The 17,418-nt window shown below is 54.8% G+C and carries 15 protein-coding genes and 1 other RNA gene; 5 read left to right on the forward strand and 11 right to left on the reverse strand.

All coding sequences use genetic code 11. The annotated features are described in order from the left end of the window. Positions 1 to 10 precede the first annotated feature (10 nt). From ubiH to ED901_RS12530, 3 genes are read right to left on the reverse strand one after another with little or no spacing between them, the layout of a single operon-like run. Positions 11 to 1,189 carry a 2-octaprenyl-6-methoxyphenyl hydroxylase gene (gene ubiH / locus ED901_RS12520; protein WP_122096063.1) on the reverse strand — a complete coding sequence of 393 codons (1,179 nt, stop codon included), beginning with the start codon at positions 1,187 to 1,189 and terminating at the stop codon, positions 11 to 13. A gap of 1 nt (position 1,190) precedes the next feature. Next, positions 1,191 to 2,507, reverse strand: coding sequence for a Xaa-Pro aminopeptidase (gene pepP / locus ED901_RS12525; protein WP_122096064.1), 1,317 nt, complete (start codon positions 2,505 to 2,507; stop codon positions 1,191 to 1,193). A gap of 58 nt (positions 2,508 to 2,565) precedes the next feature. Next, the gene (locus ED901_RS12530) at positions 2,566 to 3,138 is read right to left on the reverse strand and encodes a YecA family protein (RefSeq protein WP_056773168.1); all 573 of its coding nucleotides are present in this window, start codon (positions 3,136 to 3,138) and stop codon (positions 2,566 to 2,568) included. Between the two features lie 253 nt (positions 3,139 to 3,391). Here ED901_RS12530 and zapA point away from each other — a divergent pair, with 253 nt between their 5' ends. From zapA to asr, 4 genes are all read left to right on the forward strand, one after another. Then, positions 3,392 to 3,721, forward strand: a complete 330-nt coding sequence (gene zapA / locus ED901_RS12535) for a cell division protein ZapA (RefSeq protein ID WP_013576788.1) — start codon at positions 3,392 to 3,394, stop codon at positions 3,719 to 3,721. Between the two features lie 47 nt (positions 3,722 to 3,768). Next, a non-coding RNA gene (gene ssrS / locus ED901_RS12540) (6S RNA) lies at positions 3,769 to 3,952 on the forward strand. A 38-nt stretch (positions 3,953 to 3,990) separates the two neighbouring features. Next, complete coding sequence (locus tag ED901_RS12545; protein ID WP_122096065.1) at positions 3,991 to 4,587, forward strand: 5-formyltetrahydrofolate cyclo-ligase; 597 nt, start codon at positions 3,991 to 3,993, stop codon at positions 4,585 to 4,587. Positions 4,588 to 4,845: 258 nt separating this feature from the next. After that, on the forward strand, positions 4,846 to 5,259 hold the full coding sequence (gene asr / locus ED901_RS12550; RefSeq protein ID WP_015698458.1) for an acid resistance repetitive basic protein Asr: 414 nt from the start codon (positions 4,846 to 4,848) through the stop codon (positions 5,257 to 5,259). A gap of 302 nt (positions 5,260 to 5,561) precedes the next feature. On the opposite strand, the gene serA is transcribed toward asr, so the two are convergent. Continuing rightward, positions 5,562 to 6,800 carry a phosphoglycerate dehydrogenase gene (serA, locus tag ED901_RS12555; RefSeq protein ID WP_122096066.1) on the reverse strand — a complete coding sequence of 413 codons (1,239 nt, stop codon included), beginning with the start codon at positions 6,798 to 6,800 and terminating at the stop codon, positions 5,562 to 5,564. A 349-nt stretch (positions 6,801 to 7,149) separates the two neighbouring features. After that, complete coding sequence (gene rpiA / locus ED901_RS12560; RefSeq protein WP_013576792.1) at positions 7,150 to 7,812, reverse strand: ribose-5-phosphate isomerase RpiA; 663 nt, start codon at positions 7,810 to 7,812, stop codon at positions 7,150 to 7,152. A gap of 227 nt (positions 7,813 to 8,039) precedes the next feature. On the opposite strand from rpiA, the gene ED901_RS12565 reads away from it, so the two are divergent. Beyond that, a complete protein-coding gene (locus ED901_RS12565) occupies positions 8,040 to 8,942 on the forward strand; it encodes a LysR family transcriptional regulator ArgP (RefSeq protein WP_056773177.1) in 903 nt (300 codons plus the stop codon). Positions 8,943 to 9,008: 66 nt separating this feature from the next. Here ED901_RS12565 and ED901_RS12570 read toward each other — a convergent pair whose 3' ends face one another. The 6 genes from ED901_RS12570 to ED901_RS12595 all read right to left on the reverse strand — a co-directional run bounded on the left by ED901_RS12570 (position 9,009) and on the right by ED901_RS12595 (position 17,350). Continuing rightward, complete coding sequence (locus tag ED901_RS12570; protein ID WP_122096067.1) at positions 9,009 to 9,764, reverse strand: oxidative stress defense protein; 756 nt, start codon at positions 9,762 to 9,764, stop codon at positions 9,009 to 9,011. A 116-nt stretch (positions 9,765 to 9,880) separates the two neighbouring features. Continuing rightward, positions 9,881 to 10,498 (reverse strand): arginine exporter ArgO, encoded by a 618-nt coding sequence (gene argO, locus ED901_RS12575; protein WP_122096068.1) that lies wholly within the window; start codon positions 10,496 to 10,498, stop codon positions 9,881 to 9,883. 182 nt (positions 10,499 to 10,680) lie between these two features. Next, on the reverse strand, positions 10,681 to 11,568 hold the full coding sequence (gene mscS / locus ED901_RS12580; protein WP_056773188.1) for a small-conductance mechanosensitive channel MscS: 888 nt from the start codon (positions 11,566 to 11,568) through the stop codon (positions 10,681 to 10,683). A 134-nt stretch (positions 11,569 to 11,702) separates the two neighbouring features. Further along, positions 11,703 to 12,971, reverse strand: a complete 1,269-nt coding sequence (locus ED901_RS12585) for an MFS transporter (RefSeq protein WP_056773190.1) — start codon at positions 12,969 to 12,971, stop codon at positions 11,703 to 11,705. Positions 12,972 to 13,031: 60 nt separating this feature from the next. After that, positions 13,032 to 16,130, reverse strand: a complete 3,099-nt coding sequence (locus tag ED901_RS12590) for a beta-galactosidase (RefSeq protein ID WP_122096069.1) — start codon at positions 16,128 to 16,130, stop codon at positions 13,032 to 13,034. A 137-nt stretch (positions 16,131 to 16,267) separates the two neighbouring features. Then, positions 16,268 to 17,350: a LacI family DNA-binding transcriptional regulator gene (locus ED901_RS12595; protein ID WP_122096070.1), complete on the reverse strand. Its 1,083-nt coding sequence runs from the start codon at positions 17,348 to 17,350 to the stop codon at positions 16,268 to 16,270. Positions 17,351 to 17,418: the final 68 nt, after the last annotated feature.

The raw sequence follows: 17,418 nt of genomic DNA on the forward strand, positions 1-17,418 counted from the left end.
CCTGTAAGGCTTAACGGTCTACCCAACCTAAGGTCCGGCGGGTGAACGCATCGCGTAGCGGCGTAATGCCTTCCATCGCCAGTAAACCGAGATTGCGTCCGACCATTAATGGCAGCCAGCGGTTGGCAAAGAGGTGGATCAGGCCATCGGTCACGCCGACGGTTGCCTGCTGATCGGGCTGACGGCGCTGCTGATAGTCGCTCAGTACGCGGTAACTGCCGACGTCAGAGCCCGTCATCGCCGCATTGGCCAGCGTTTCCGCCAGCGTCATGACGTCGCGCAGGCCGAGGTTAAAGCCCTGCCCGGCAATCGGGTGCAACGTTTGTGCCGCGTTGCCCACCAGCGCCAGACGGTGGCTGATATGGCTGTTGGCTTTCTGTAATTGCAGCGGATAACTGAAACGTTTTCCGGCCTGTTTCATGGTGCCGAGACGCCAGCCGAAGGCTTTTTGCAACTCGCTGAGGAACTGCGCTTCGCTCCAGTTATCGATTTCTTCTTTCGCTTCGCGCGGGTGACACCAGACCAGCGAACTGCGGCCATCAGACATTGGCAGCAGCGCCAGCGGCCCGTGCTGGGTGAAACGCTCGAAAGCACGATGGTTGTGCGGTTCGCTGGTCGCCACGTTGGCGATGACGGCAACCTGACCATAATCTTCACGCTGCCAGCCAATGTTGCAGGCTTTTGCCAGCGAAGAGTGCGAACCGTCGGCGGCCACCAGCAGTTGCGCGGTCAGCGTTTCTCCGCTGTCGAGCGTGACGCTGGCGGAGTCCTGCGAACGCGCGACATCGGTCACTTTCGCCGGACAGTGCAGCGTCACGCCGGGCGCATTTTTCAGTAAGGTAAACAGACGTTTGCCGACTTCATGCAGCTCAACCACCTGCCCCAGCGCTTCGACGCCGTAATGGGCTGCATTGAGATGCACAAAAGCCGCATGGCCGCGATCGCTGACGTGAATATCACGGATTGGCGTAGCAATTTTCGCCAGCGCAGGCCAGATGCCCACGCGAGCCAGTTGCTGACAGGTTCCCTGCGCCAATGCGATCGAGCGGGCATCGAACCCCGGATGCCCGTGGTTTTCCGGCGCAGTGGCTTCCACCAGATGCACCGGCAAACGCCCCTGCGTCAGCGAGGAAATCGCCAGCGCCAATGTGGCACCGGTCATTCCGCCGCCAACAATTACGATGCTCATATTATTTCTGCGCCGCCGCCATTAATGCTTCAATATCATCGGCTTCTTTCACTACATCGCCGGTCAGGATTTCAATGCCGGTGGCGGTGATCAGAATGTCGTCTTCAATGCGGATACCGATGCCACGGTACGCTTCCGGTACGTCAGCATCCGGCGCGATATACAGCCCCGGTTCCACGGTCAGCACCATGCCCGGTTCCAGTGTACGGCTGCGGTCAACAGAGCCGTAGTGGCCGACGTCATGAACGTCCAGCCCCAGCCAGTGAGATAAACCGTGCATGAAGAACTGGCGATGTGCCTGTTCGGCGAACAGCGTCTCAACGTCGCCTTTCATTACGCCGAGTTTGACCAAACCTTCAATCATCACGCGAACAGCGGCTTCGGTGGCGGCCTGAATACTGCTGCCGGGCCCTAACACGTCCAGCGCTTTGTATTCAGATGCCAGCACAATGTCGTAGATTTCGCGCTGTGCTTTGCTGAACTTGCCATTTACCGGGAAGGTGCGGGTGATGTCACCTGCGTAGCCTTTGTACTCACAACCGGCGTCGATCAGCACTAAATCGCCGTCGCGCAGTTCGCATTCGTTTTCGGTGTAATGCAGGATGCAGGCGTTTTCGCCGCCGCCTACGATAGTGTTGTAGGAAGGATAACGCGCACCGTGACGGGTAAACTCGTGATGAATTTCGCCTTCAAGCTGGTATTCAAACATGCCAGGGCGACACTTTTCCATCGCACGGGTATGAGCCAGGGCGGTGATCTGCCCTGCGCGGCGCATCACGCTGATTTCTTCAACAGACTTGAACAAACGCATGTCATGCACCCACGGACGCCAGTCAGTGACGGTGGCCGGTGCAGACAAGTTCTGACGGAAGCCTTTGCGCAGTTTTTCCATGGCACGGTTAACGATTTCATCGGCATAAGCGTAATCGCCCTGCGCGTGGTAAACCACATCGAGGCCGTTGAGCAGCAGATGCAACTGGTCATTGATGTCATCAAAAGGCAGCGCTTTGGTGACACCAAGCTTCGCCGGTGCAGCATCCTGCCCCAGACGGCGCCCGAACCAGATTTCAGCAGTGAGATCGCGCACGCGGTTGAACAGCACGCTGTGGTTATGATTTTCATCACTTTTGACCAGAATCAGTACCGCTTCCGGCTCGTTGAAACCGGTGAAATACCAGAAATCACTGCTCTGACGATACGGGTATTCACTGTCAGCACTGCGCGGTGCTTCGGGGGCGGAAAAAATCACTGCTGCGCTGCCCGGAGCCATCCTTGCTAAAAGCGCCTGACGACGATTCTCAAATTCTTGCTGAGTCATCTCACCTGCTCTCCTGAAATCGTTTTAATGTGTTGTTATGAAACAATTCATGAAAAACTTAATGCAATGTACGCGGACTTTCCGGGGCGGTCGGCAGGCTGTGGCCAAATTCGCCAAAGCACAGAATGGCCGCCACGCGGACGTATTCCACGACTTCTTCTAAAGACTGCGCTAATTGCTCCTGATCTTCATCTTCGTCGTAACCTAATTGCGCGATGCTGCGCAAATCGTCGATGGCTTCACCGACTTCGCCTTTCACTTTGGCGAGTTTAGGTTGCATCATGCCCAGACCTAGCAGGAAATGGTTGACCCAGCCGGCCAGCGCATCCGCGCGTTCGAAGATGCTTTTTTCATCGTCAGGCATCATGATTTTGAATTCGAAACTGTCGTCTTCCAGCGTATCAGACGTCACTTTACGCAATTGCTGCAGCAAATCGGCCAGCGTATGCGGGAAGGCCATGCCTTCGTTGGTAAGATCATGCACCAGAGTCAACCAGCTACCGTCGCGGTTGCCACCGCACAGTAAACCACTGATCAGCCCGTGCATTTCTGCCGCTGTTAAAGCAACCGATTGTTGTTTCAGGTTTTGATCCAACGAATCGTAAGTAGGGTAAGTATTCTCAATAGACATGCGCATTCGCCATCGTTGGCTGGATAAGTTCGTGTTATGCTACCACCAAGGTCTGTCGTAGTACCAGATTAGCAGCCTGTGATTGGGCGTACTAAGGTGTGAATGACCTGCTCTGAACAATCGGGCAGCAGTCAGCCAGCCATGGGGTTGTAACCTGGTATTGAGATAGTTATAGTGGCGCCCGCTTCCAACATCCTGCGCCAGGTCGTAGTGGTCACGTTGGGGCGGACGAATAAATTAGCAGGAAGGTGGCATGTCTGCACAACCGGTAGATATTCAAATTTTTGGTCGCTCTTTACGAGTGAATTGTCCGCCAGAACAACAGGAAGCACTGAATCTGGCAGCTGAAGATCTTAATCAGCGGTTGCAAGATCTGAAAGTTCGCACTAGAGTCACCAATACAGAGCAACTGGTTTTCATCGCGGCATTGAACGTATGTCACGAACTTGCTCAGGAAAGGTTGAAAACTCGCGATTACGCATCCAATATGGAACAACGTATCCGGATGCTGCAACAAACCATCGAGCAGGCACTGCTCGAACAAGGCCGGATCTCTGAACGTGAAGGGGCGCCTTTCGAATAACACGCGTTGCTGACTGACTGGTCACAGGTCGTCAGAAACGGTAAAAAATTTCTCTGAGATGTTCGCCAGCGGGCCCGTCCCCTGAGCCGATAATTAGTACCAACAGAATGTGATGATCCGTAATCGGTGCGCATGCTCGGTCCGTCCGAGAAGCCTAAAGATTGCGACAGCACGTTCACCTTGAACCATGGGTTCAAGGGTTACAGCCTGCGACGGCATCTCGGAGATTCCCCTTTCTTTCGGTACATCCCATCCTGGTCAATGTATCTATGTTGCACACACCCCAGTTCGCTTCAGCAAGACAACACCTTCGCACCGAAATACGCCAACGCAGAAAAAACCTGACACCCGGGCAGCAAGCTGATTTCGCCCTACAGGCGGCAGAACGTATCATTTCGCATCCCAAAATTCAGGCAGCTAAAACAATATCTGTGTTTCTGTCTTTTGACGGTGAGCTGGATACCGCCCCGTTGATTGCGCGTTTATGGCAGGAAGGCAAACAACTTTGCCTGCCGGTTCTGCATCCGTTTTCGCCTCATCATTTATTGTTTCTGCGCTATTCGCCGGATACACCGCTGGTTCGCAATCGTCTGAAGATCCTTGAGCCACGGCTGGATGTCACGCAGGTGATTCCACTCTCACGGCTGGATATTATTCTGACGCCGCTGGTTGCGTTCGACAATCACGGGCAGCGCCTTGGTATGGGCGGAGGTTTTTATGACCGCACGCTGGAGCACTGGCAGGATGGCGGGCCTTATCCGATTGGGTTAGCGCATGACTGTCAGCAGGTCGATGCATTGCCAGCCGAACACTGGGACGTACCTTTGCCGGAAGTCATTACACCCGGAAAAATATGGTCGTGGTAAAAACCCGTCCCGGATCCTGATGCCTGCACATGACAGCGTACAACCCTTTTAAGTATGTTGTAACTAAGTCTATAAAAAACCAGCACCAAGACACACAACCCAATCAACTCATTGAAATACATGTTATTTTTCATTTATACATAGCGTTACACGCCGAAACCATTCACTCACGGACAACCTGAGCCGACACGCATACTATTCTCTCATCGGCCCCGCAGTGGGGTAGACACACAAACCAAAATTCTTGAGGAATAAACGATGAAAAAAGTATTAGCTCTGGTTGTAGCCGCTGCAATGGGCCTGTCTTCTGTCGCTTTCGCTGCTGAAACTACAGCAACTCCGGCGCCTGCTGCGACCACAACAACGGCAGCTCCGGCTCATGCCACCAAGCATAAAGCCCACAAGAAACCTGTTCAGAAAGCTCAGGCAGCCAAGAAACACAAAAAAGCAGCCAAAAAAGCGCCAGTGGCTCAGAAAGCACAAGCAGCTAAAAAACACGTGAAGCACGCTAAGAAAGCAGCTCCGGTTGCTCAGAAAGCCCAGGCTGCCAAGAAACACGTGAAACACGCTAAGAAAGCGGCTCCGGTTGCTCAGAAAGCCCAGGCTGCCAAGAAACACGTGAAACATGCTAAGAAAGCTGCTCCGGCTGCAAAAGCAACACCAGCAGCATAAGAAGTAAACCAGAAGTCTTTGTGAACGCATCTGCTCACATTTATCAAGACTGAATAATTTAACACCCGGTTCGCCGGGTGTTTTTTTCTCCAGTGTCTATCCGGAGGTACTGACAGATGATGCTGCGCCGCTACCTGTTCGAAATCACCTTTTCATCCATGATCCTCTGCGGATTGATCACCCTCTCCTTTTACTTCTGAAACGTGAAGCGCCTTCCAGGACGCTTAAACGCCTGACACGCCATTTTATGCAGACACAAAAAAACCGCCTTTCGGCGGCTTTGTCATTTATGGCTGATACGATCAGTAAAGCAAACGGGCACGAATGGTTCCCGGGATCGCTTTCATCAGCTGCAACGCGGTAGTCAGCGTCGCGATATCTGTTTCCGCATCGATAACCACATAACCAATTTCCGGGCTGGTTTGCAGATACTGCGCGGCGATGTTGATGCCCTGCTCCGCAAAAATCTGGTTGATGCTGGTCAGCACGCCCGGACGGTTTTCGTGGATATGCAACAGACGGCTGGCTTTCTCAGTGTGTGCTGGCAAAGAGGCTTCCGGGAAGTTAACCGCTGACAGTGTTGAACCGTTGTCAGAGTATTTCGCCAGTTTGCCTGCCACTTCGAGGCCGATACCTTCCTGCGCTTCCATGGTCGAACCGCCAATGTGCGGCGTCAGCAGCACGTTGTCGAATTCACACAGCGGAGAATTGAAAGGATCGCTGTTGGTCGCTGGCTCTTCCGGGAAAACGTCGATCGCCGCACCGGAAAGATGTTTGCTGCGCAGTGCATTGCACAGAGCAGGAATGTCGATGACCGTGCCGCGCGAGGCGTTGATCAGCAGCGCGCCCGGCTTCATCTGCGCCAGCTGCACTTCAGAAATCATGTCTTTTGTCCCGGCGGTTTCGGGCACATGCAGCGTCACGACGTCGCTGGTATTGAGCAGTTCCTGCAACGAAGCAATTGGCTGCGCATTCCCCAACGGCAATTTGCTTTCGATGTCGTAGTAGAACACGCGCATCCCGAGGCTTTCTGCCAGGATGCCCAGCTGCGTACCGATATGGCCGTAACCGATGATACCCAGACGTTTGCCGCGTGCTTCAAATGAACCGACGGCCAGCTTGTTCCAGATACCACGGTGCGCTTTCGCATTCGCTTCAGGAATACCGCGCATCATCAGCAACATTTCACCCAGCACCATTTCGGCTACTGAGCGGGTGTTAGAAAACGGTGCGTTGAACACCGGAACACCGCGACGCGTGGCGGCTTTCAGATCAACCTGATTGGTCCCGATACAGAAACACCCAACAGCCACCAGTTTTTCTGCTGCCTGGAACACTTCTTCGGTCAGCTGAGTACGCGATCGGAGTCCAACAAAGTGCGCATCACGAATCGACTCTTTCAGCGATTCAGTATCTAAAGCACCTTTGTGAAATTCAATATTGGTGTAACCCGCGGCACGGAGTGTATCAACCGCACTTTGGTGGACGCCTTCCACTAACAAAAATTTAATCTTGTCTTTCTCAAGTGATACTTTTGCCATTTCCCGACCCTATATTTTCTGGCTGAATTCGAACTGCGAGGTGATTGCTCACAGCCAACATAACAAAAAATCCGCCATCATCAATACAAACGATTGCCTGCCAGGCAGCAGAAGGCTCACCGTGCCTGTTGGTTTTTAGCATTTCATGCTGGTTAGATTTTACAGCGCCAGACGTTCAGGAGGAGAAATACTGAAATGTGACATAAGTCACCAAATTAAAGCCTTTGAAGAAAAGATGATTCAACCAGAAAATTATCATCTTCATAACATTGCGTTATGACAGCGGGATGACAAGGCGGAGGCTGGCTGCTTTGGGCTAAAGCAGCCAGATCTTCTGCTTATATCGTCATTACTTCAGTTTAACGGTTTTCACGCCTTCGGAAGTCCCGACCAGCGCCACGTCTGCGCCACGGTTGGCGAACAGGCCGACGGTCACCACACCGGCAATGCTGTTGATCTTATTTTCCATCGCGACGGCATCCAGAATGTTCAGGTTATGCACATCGAGGATCACGTTACCGTTATCTGTCAGCACATTCTGACGGTATTCCGGCAGGCCGCCGAGTTTCACCAGCTCACGTGCAACATAGGAGCGCGCCATCGGGATCACTTCCACCGGCAGCGGGAATTTACCCAGCACATCGACCTGCTTGGAGGCATCCACAATACAGATGAATTTTTTGGCAATCGCCGCAATGATTTTTTCGCGGGTCAGCGCTGCGCCGCCGCCTTTGATCATTTGCATTGAACCGTTGATTTCATCCGCGCCGTCGACATACACATCCAGCGAATCGACTTCGTTGCTGTCGAAAACATGGATGCCAAGGCTTTTCAGTTTTGCGGTAGACGCGTCGGAGCTGGAGACTGCGCCTTCGATCTGGCCTTTGATGGACCCCAGTGCATCAATGAAATGCGCGGCGGTGGATCCGGTACCAACACCGACAATGGTGCCCGGCGTAACGTAATCCAGTGCGGCCCAGCCAACTGCTTTCTTCAATTCTTCCTGCGTCATAATGGCTTCTCTGTCTGATAACCCGAAAGTGGCGTGAATAGTTCGGTGAAACGAATTGTGCCGGTGATTATAAAGCATGTCCCGGCAGATTGGGCAGCCAAGAGCGTGACCAGCTCACACTTATTAAGTGCAATTGCGCTGCAAACACCAAGATTTTCCTCACCACAAAAACTGACAAACTGTGGCATAGTGTCCGGATAATATTGAACCCAAGGGACAGAACTCCGATGAAACGCCCGGACTATAGAACGTTGCAGGCACTGGACGCGGTCATCCGTGAGCGCGGTTTTGAGCGCGCCGCACAGAAGCTTTGCATCACACAATCGGCCGTCTCTCAGCGTATTAAGCAACTGGAAAATTTATTCGGCCAACCGCTGCTGGTGCGTACCGTTCCACCCCGCCCGACCGAGCAGGGACAGAAATTACTGGCCTTGCTGCATCAGGTGGAATTGCTGGAAGAAGAGTGGCTGGGCAGTGACAGCAACAGCGACAGTAATGATACGCCACTGCTGCTTTCGCTGGCGGTCAACGCCGACAGTCTGGCGACCTGGCTGTTACCGGCGCTGAAATCGGTGCTGGTCGACTCCCCTATCCGCCTGAATTTGCAGGTCGAAGATGAAACACGCACGCAGGAACGTCTGCGTCGCGGTGAAGTGGTCGGTGCGGTGAGTATTCAGCCACAGCCACTGCCGAGTTGTCTGGTCGATCAACTGGGCGCGCTGGACTATCTGTTTGTCGGTTCCAAACCCTTTGCCGATCGCTACTTCCCGAACGGCGTCACCCGCTCCGCCTTGCTGAAAGCGCCTGCGGTGGCGTTTGACCACCTCGACGATATGCATCAGGCCTTCCTGCAACAGAACTTCGATTTGTCGCCGGGCAGTGTGCCGTGCCATATCGTTAACTCGTCGGAAGCCTTCGTGCAGCTGGCGCGTCAGGGCACTACCTGCTGTATGATCCCGCATCTGCAAATCGAGAAAGAACTGGAAAGCGGCGAACTGATCGACCTGACGCCAGGCCTGTTCCAGCGCCGTATGCTTTACTGGCACCGTTTTGCGCCGGAAAGCCGCATGATGCGTAAAGTCACCGACGCGCTGCTGGCCCACGGGCATCAGGTTCTGCGCCAGGACTGACCTTCCTGCTCACCCAAAAATGAAAAAACCCGCCTGAGCGGGTTTTTCATTTCTAAAGAATCATTCTTACTGAGCAGGTGCAGGTGCGGGTGCTGCGGGTGCCTGAGGCTGCAATTCGAACACCACATCGACCTGATCGTCGAAGTGAATGCTTTGCTGCTCGTAGGTTTGCGCGACGTCGCTCTGCCCTGCGGCTTCGGCGGTTTTATACATGCGCGCCACCGGCATCGGCTGGTAGTTAGCCACGTGATAACGGATGCTGTAGACCGGCCCCAGCGTGGTGTGGAAACCTTCGGCCAGCGATTTTGCCTGCTGCGTGGCGTTATCAATGGCTTTCTGACGCGCTTCATCGCGGAAACGATCCGGATTCGCCACGCCCAGCTCAACGGCACGCACTTCATTCAGACCGGATTTCAGCGCGCCATCCAGCAGTTCATTCAGTTTATCCAGCTGACGCAAGGTGACCTGAACCTGACGCACGGCGCGGTAGCCTTTCAGCTGTGACGTTCCGTCTTTCAGGTAGTCATACTCCGGCTGAGTACGTAAATTCGCTGCATTGATGTCTTTCTTCTCAATGCCGTTTTTCTGCAGGAAAGCAAAGTACTCTGCCACTCGCTCATCAGCCTGTTTCTTGGCGCTGGCGGCATCTTTCGCAGAGACGTTCACTTCAATCGCCAGCGTGGCGATATCCGGCGTGGCGTCAACGCTCGCCGTTCCTGAGGTCACGACGTGCGGCCCGGCAGGTAATTCTGCCGCCTGCAACGCCAGCGGTAATGTCCCTAATCCCAACATCGCTGCAACAGTCAATGCTTTCAGTTTCACAGTGCCTCCATTAATCATCAAAGATATGGCAATAAACGTATTAACTGCGAAACCGTAGCATAATCCGTTACAACAGAAACTAAGATTAGTGACAAAAACTTACTCTGTCATAAAACTTAAAAGATCCCGGTCTGGCGCGCCAGCTGAATAGCGATTCCCCACATGATGGTGCCGACAACCGCGTTAATCACCCGCTGTACTTTGCCAGTGTTAAGCCAGGGAGCGAGCATGGCCGCGAGGATCGCCAGCCCGAAGAACCAGATAATGGATGCGCTGACTGCGCCGAGTGCAAACCACGAGCGTTCATCTGCGTTCAGGCTGCCGCCCAGACTGCCGAGCACCACAAACGTATCGAGATAAACGTGCGGATTGAGCCAGGTGACGGCCATCATGCTGACCACAATTTTCCAGCGGCTTTGCTTCGCCACTTCCGCCTGCGCCAGTTCAGGATTTTTGCTGAATGCCGTACGAAATGCGCCCCAGCCATACCACAGCAAAAATGCCACGCCGCCCCAGCTCACCAGCAACAGCAATGTCGGGGATTGACTCAGCAGCGCGCTGCCGCCAAAGATGCCACCGCAAATCAGCGCAATGTCGCTCAGGGCGCATAATCCGGCAATCATCAGGTGATACTGACGGCGGATGCCCTGGTTCATCACAAACGCATTCTGCGGGCCGATCGGTAAAATCATCGCGGCGCTCATCGCCAGTCCTTGCAGGAAAATTGCCAGCACGTTGTTATCCTTCAAACAGTCATTAACAGAGAATGCGCGCAGTGTAAGGGCTTTGCAGCCATAAGAGGAAATGGATAATTCTAATCACCCATTAGAACGGCTTATCATCAAGCCGGTGATATTTCAGGCATGAAAAAGGCGCCCGCAGGCGCCTGAAAAAATCTGAATCCGGAAAGGATCGGTTAGTCGAAAGTGCGTCGTTCTTCCTGCGGCTGGGTTGCCGCTTTCGCCACCTGATAAAGGTGAACATCCATCTGCGGGTAAGCAATATTGATGTTGTTTTCATCCAGCGCGCGTTTGAACGATTCCAGCAGATCCCATTTCACGCTCTGCGCATCACCGTTGCTGGTCCAGGCGTACACGATGAAATTCAGGGTTGAAGCCGCCATTTCGTTCAGGCGAACCACAACGTCTTTATCTTTCAAAACACGCGGGTCGGCGGTCACGATATCGGACAGGATCTTCTTCACCAGATCAACGTCAGAGTCATAACCCACGCCGATGGTCAGGTCGATACGGCTGGTCGGTTCGCGTGAATTGTTGATGATGTTACCGGCGATGATTTTACCGTTTGGCACCACAATGATTTTGTTGTCCGGTGTGCGCAGGGTGGTCGAGAAAATTTGTACCTGAGTCACCGTACCGGCCACACCGCCGAGATCGACATATTCACCGGCACGGAACGGACGGAAAATCACCAGCAGAACGCCCGCCGCAAAGTTAGACAGCGAACCCTGCAATGCCAGGCCGACGGCCAGACCGGCGGCACCGATGACCGCGATCACGGACGTGGTTTGCACGCCAATCCGCCCCAGCACCGCAATCAGCGTGAACGCGATAATTGCGTAGCGCACCATGGCGGAAAGGAAATCGGAAACCGTGATATCAATGCCACGAACTTTTAAGACCCGGCTGACGGCACCGGAAACGATGCGGGCGACAATCATCCCCACAATCAGAATAAAGATTGCCGCGACGATGTTGACGGCGTAATGCAGCAGTAAAGCCTGATTTCTCACCAGCCAGTTTCCCGCATTGTTAATGCTGCCCACAACGTTCAAATCATCCATTTAAAGTACCCCAAAAAAATACCCTGACGGGTTTTAAGAAACCAAAGCTGCCCGATTAACGGGCAGCAACTGTACTTAAAGGTTAACTAACAATGCGATGAAGTGCCAATTTCCGGGGCAATATCCCCGTGAAATTAGGAATTTGCAGGGTGATTTTTCAACGGCTCCGGCGTTTTGAACGCCTGCAGAGGACCACGTCCGGTGAGCGTAAAGGCTGAAATGACGGTGAACGTCAGCGCCACCAGACCGAGGATAAGATAAGTCCCGTGGAAACCGATACGGTCATACATGTTGCCGGCGAATACCGACATAAACATGATCGCCACCTGTTTGAAGAAGCAGAAGGTCACCAGATAAATCGTCGCGGAGAAACGCACTTCAAACACCGACGTAATGTATTTGAAGCAGCCGACAATCAGGAACGGCACTTCAAACATGTGCAGGGTTTTCAGCACCACCACTTCAACCGGCGAAGAGGCAAAGGAGGAACCGATGATGCGCACCGACATAATCATCCCCGCCAGCAACAGCGCATTTTTGCCCCCGATGCGGTTCACGATAAGCGGCGCGAAGAACATGATGCAGGCATTCAGCAGTTCGCCCATGGTGGTGACATAACCGAAGACCCGTGTTCCTTCTGATGAAGACGCAAAGAACGAGGTAAAGAAGTTGGCAAACTGCTGATCGAAGACGTCATAAGTGCAGGAGACGCCAATAACATACAGCGCCAGGAACCACAGTTTGCGGTCCTTGAGCAGTTCAAGGGCAATCTTCAGGCTGAACGGTTTGGTATTCGCGCCCAGATCGTTAGCGACGCGGGCGCTGGAGGTGACTTCCGGTTTGGCGATCAGCAACAGGATCGCGAGGATCACCGCACAGCCGGAGCCAAGCCAGAACACAAACTCATTGTTGATGGTAAACATAATGCCGACCACCGACGCGCACAGCGCCCAGCCGACACACCCGAACATCCGCGCACGACCAAATTCGAAGCTGCTGCGACGGCTGACTTTCTCAATGTAGGCTTCAATGGCGGGCGCACCGGCATTGTAAATCAGCCCGAGATAGATGCCGCCGACCACCGATCCGAGATAAATATTCACTTTCAGCAGCGGGCCGAACACGTAGATAAAGAACGGCGCAAACAACACCAGCATGCCGGTAATGATCCACAACAAATGCTTTTTCAGCCCCAGTTTATCTGAGAGTAAACCGAACACCGGCTGGAACAATAATGAGAACAGCGAGATGCTGGCGAAGATAATGCCGGTGTCACTTTTACTGATCTGATTGATGTCATGCAGCCAGATCGGGAAGAACGGGAAATATGCCCCCATGATGAAAAAGTAGAAAAAGAAGAACAGCCCGAACATCCAGAAATTGGTATTTTTCATGTAATTCATTTGCAGTTTCCTTGCGACTGAATGCTGCGCCGCAGCGTATTAACGCCACGGCGCGGGATGTCAGATGCGTTTCCAGGTGAAGGCGTAATGGTACTGACCGGCGGTCAGCAGGAAATCCGGGCTGACGCTCGGGCTCCACGAATCATCGCCGCCGACCCCCATATGGAAGCCGTCGATGTTCAGCCAGGTGCCCTGCTCTTCACGCAACAGGTGGCGATGGCTGGTGTCCATCAGCTGTTGCAGGCTGTAGCGGCTCAGGCCAAAGTGGAAATTGCCGCGCAACTGCCATCCGGCGTAATCAAGCTCACGGGTGTTCTGGCGTAAACCACTTTCCGTCGGGAAGACGTAAGGTGTGTACAGATCGCCCAGCGGCAGCGTCCAGCGCCCGTGCAGGGCAGCCAGACGGCGGTCCGGGTAGTTTTCATGCGGCCCGAGGCCCAGCCAGCTCGCTTTTTCGGCGGTGTCTGCCAGCTGACAGGTCAGCCCGATACGCCCCGGTGACGGGACGTTCGACGCCACGCGCACATCCACACTGATATGCAGTTCGCCCTGATTGTCGATGCGGTACGTTTTGCGGCTTAACAGGCGCGTTTCCTCTCCCGCCAGGAAAGCGTGCGTGGTGACGATAGCCACGCCGTCCTGCAACTGATCGGCGGAGATATTCAGCAGACGCGATCCCAGCTGATACATTCCGGCGGCTTTCCAGCGCTCCACCCAGGCATTCGGATCGATTCGCGTGACTTCGCTGACGCCGATGTCGTTATCCACCGGCGCACGGACAAACTGATCACGCAGCGCCGAAAGCAGGCGCGGCGTTTCGCCATCAAACCATTGCTCCAGCAAACCGCTTTGCTGACTGAACTGCCAGCGCTGCGCGCCATGTACCACAGAAATCACATCGCCCTGCTGATCCAGAACCGGCGCAGCGGCGGAGGTTTTCTCCGGCACCGGCAGGCTGAGCGCCAGCGGAAGTTGCCACTGATCCCATGCGGTGCGATGTCCGGCTTCTGACCACGCGGTCGCCTGCGGCTGATGCACCGCGACGTTCAGCCACAAATCCCCTTCCGCCTGCGGAATATCCCCCAGATTCAGAGTTTGTTTGCCGTTCGGCGCGATATTGAGCACGGCTTCGCCCTGCGACACCACTTCGCCGTCACGTTCAATGCGCCAGACCAGCTGCTCGTTATCGCTGTGGCGGAACAGATATTCGCTCTGAATGTCCACCGTCAGCGGCGAGGTGCCGGTCAGCGTGAACTGGAAGAACTGCTGCGCGCGCTGCGCTTCGAACAAGGAAGGATGGGGCGTGCGATCGGCAAATACCAGACCGTTCATGCAGAACTGACGGTCGTTTGGCGTATCGCCAAAATCACCGCCGTAAGCCATATAACGCTCGCCGTCTTCGCCGGTGCGCAGCAGACTTTGATCGACCCAGTCCCAGACGAAACCGCCCTGCAGACGCGGGAACTGGCGGAACGCTTTCCAGTATTTGTCGAAGCCGCCAAAACTGTTACCCATCGCATGGGCATATTCGCAAAGGATCAGCGGACGCGTTTCGTCGGGCATGCTGATCCATTTTTTGATAGACCATTTAGGCACCGCCGGGAACGGCTGGTCCTGCTCAACGCGGGAATACATCGGGCAGATAATGTCGGTTGCCGCGCTGTTGGCGCCGCCGCCTTCGTACTGCACCGGGCGGGTCGGATCGACAGATTTGATCCAGCGGTACATCGCGTCATGGTTTGCGCCATGGCCGGATTCATTGCCCAGTGACCAGATGATGATGCACGGATGGTTGCGATCTCGCTGAACCATGCGCGTAACACGTTCGCTGAAGGCGTTGAACCACACCGGATCGTCCGACAGACGGTTCATCGGCTGCATACCGTGGGTTTCAATATTGGCTTCATCGACCACATACAGGCCGTATTCGTCGCACAGTCTGTACCACAACGGATGGTTGGGATAATGCGAACAGCGCACGGCGTTGAAGTTGTGCTGTTTCATCAGCACGATGTCGCGACGCATGGTCGCCTCGTCCATCACCTGACCATTTTCAGGATGATGTTCGTGGCGGTTAGTGCCGCGGATCAGCACCGGCTGGCCGTTCACTTTCAACAGCCCGTTACTGATTTCCACCTGACGGAATCCGACGTCGCAGGCTTCGGCTTCAATAAGCTGACCCTGCGGAGAAATCAGCGACACCACCGCACGGTAAAGCGCAGGTTGTTCCGCGCTCCACAATGCTGGCTGGCTGACCGGCAGACGCAACGTGGTGCGGTCATACGCGGCTCCGCGTTCATCAATGATGTCGCTGCCGAGCGGTTGCTGATGTTCTGCGATCGATTTGTCGCCCTGCCAGAGCTGCACGCGCACCTGATAATCAGCCGCGTTTTCCTGCGGCACGGCGGCGCTGAACTGCACTTCCAGTTCGGCCTGCGTAAAGCCGTGGAACAGATGCGTGCGCACCTGGTAATCCGTGATCTGTTCAAAGGGTTTATGCAGCAGGCTGACGTCACGGAAGATCCCGCTCATGCGCCACATGTCCTGATCTTCCAGATAGCTGCCGTCGCTCCAGCGCAGCACCATCACCGCCAGACGGTTTTCACCCGCCTGCAATACGCCGCTGAGATCGAACTCCGCCGGTAAACGGCTGTCCTGCGAATACCCGATCCACTGGCCGTTACACCATAAATAGAAGGCAGAATTGACGCCGTTGAACACGATGCGCGTCTGGCCGCTGTTCAGCCATGCGTTATCCACAGAAACTGTGAGCGAGTAACAACCGGTAGGATTTTCTTCGGGCACAAACGGCGGATTGACCGGAATGGGATACTGAACGTTGGTGTAAATCGGCGCATCATACCCGGCAAGTTGCCAGTTAGACGGCACCTGCACGCGGTCGGCTCCCGCCAGATCCTGCTTCAGCCAGTGTTCAGGCACCGCTTCGGGGCGGGTGAAATAGCTGAAGGTCCACTCACCGTTCAGCGGGCGGATATTCGGCGATGCACTGCCCTGACTGGCCTGGGCTTCATCCCGCCAGCTGTTGAATGGCGGGTGCGCCGCAAGGCGGTTGTACTGCGTGGATGCCGGTTTTTCCCAGTCACGACGGGCCAGAACGGCGGCCAGTGATGACAGTTTTTCGTCCGCTGATGTACTCATCATTTATCCTCTGCAAAATTGTTATGCGCTCACAATATAAGTCAACATGCGTAACATAGCGCAGTAAGTAAAGCAGAGGGGTGCAGGAAAGGGACGCGGATCACAGATTCCGCGTCGGGTCGTTCAGATTTTGAGAATTACAGCGCGCTGAGCTGACGTGCGATGCGGATCAGCTCCTGCGATAACGCTTCCTGAGAAACGCTCGCTTCGCCGACAGGTGCCGTGGTGTGGCGTTCAACCAGCGATGTCGGCAGCAACAGCGATGAACGGCGGCTGTCGCCATGGGTATGCAGATGATCAACCAGGCGGTTGACGCTTTCATGCCCCAGCAGGCGGAAATCCTGTTTGATGGTACTGAGCGGCGGGAAGAAAAAAGCGCTGTCTTCGGTATCGTCATAGCCGATAACCGAAATATGCTCCGGTACGCGCAGGCCGAATTCGTGCACCGCGCGCAGCACGCCCAATGCCATCTGATCGTTAGCCACCAGAATCGCGGTAGGCCGCGCAGGCTGGTTCAGCAATAACAATGCCTGCTGGTAGCCGGATGCCGCACTCCAGTCGCCGTGCTGAACCGCGCAGGGCGTCACCTGATGCTTTTTCAGCGTCTCCAGCCAGCCTTCATAGCGCAGCCGCGCAGAAACAGACTCCAGCGGGCCGGTCAGCACGGCAATTTGCTGATGCCCGAGCGCCAGCAGATGCTCAACGCCCTGCTCTGCGCCGCAATGCGGATCGAAGAGAATTTTAAACACATCCGCCTGGGGATCCACATCCAGAAACAGCGCCGGCAAGGTGCCGCACATCTGCGCAATGGCATCGGCACTGTCGTTCGACAAGGGCACGTTGATCAGGATGCCATCGACGCGCTGTGACATCAGCTCGCTCACCGCCGTCCGGCAGGCGGCGAGGCTCAGATTGTCGGTCATCGAAATCACCACGTTAAACCCTAACTGATTCGCGCGGGTCTTGACCGCAGACGCAATCTGCGACGGCGCATGCAGCGCCAGTTCAGTGGTCGCCAGCCCCAGCGTATAACTTTGTTTACCGGCCAGCTGCTGTGCAACACGGTTCGGCACATAGTTCAGCGCCGCCATCGCCTTCTCGACTTTATCGCGGGTCTTTGACGAGACATGCGCCGCCTGATTGAGCACGCGCGAAACGGTCTGATAGGAAACACCGGCGTGGCGCGCAACATCATCCAGGGTGACAGATTTTGGCTTCATGGCTCTCTCTTCGGGGATTCAGGCGGGATTGTGTATGACGGGCTATTGTGGCCGGAAAGCAGACAATA

The sequence above is a fragment of the Rahnella sp. Larv3_ips genome, assembly GCF_003697865.1.
In the GTDB taxonomy this organism is placed as follows: domain Bacteria; phylum Pseudomonadota; class Gammaproteobacteria; order Enterobacterales; family Enterobacteriaceae; genus Rahnella; species Rahnella rivi.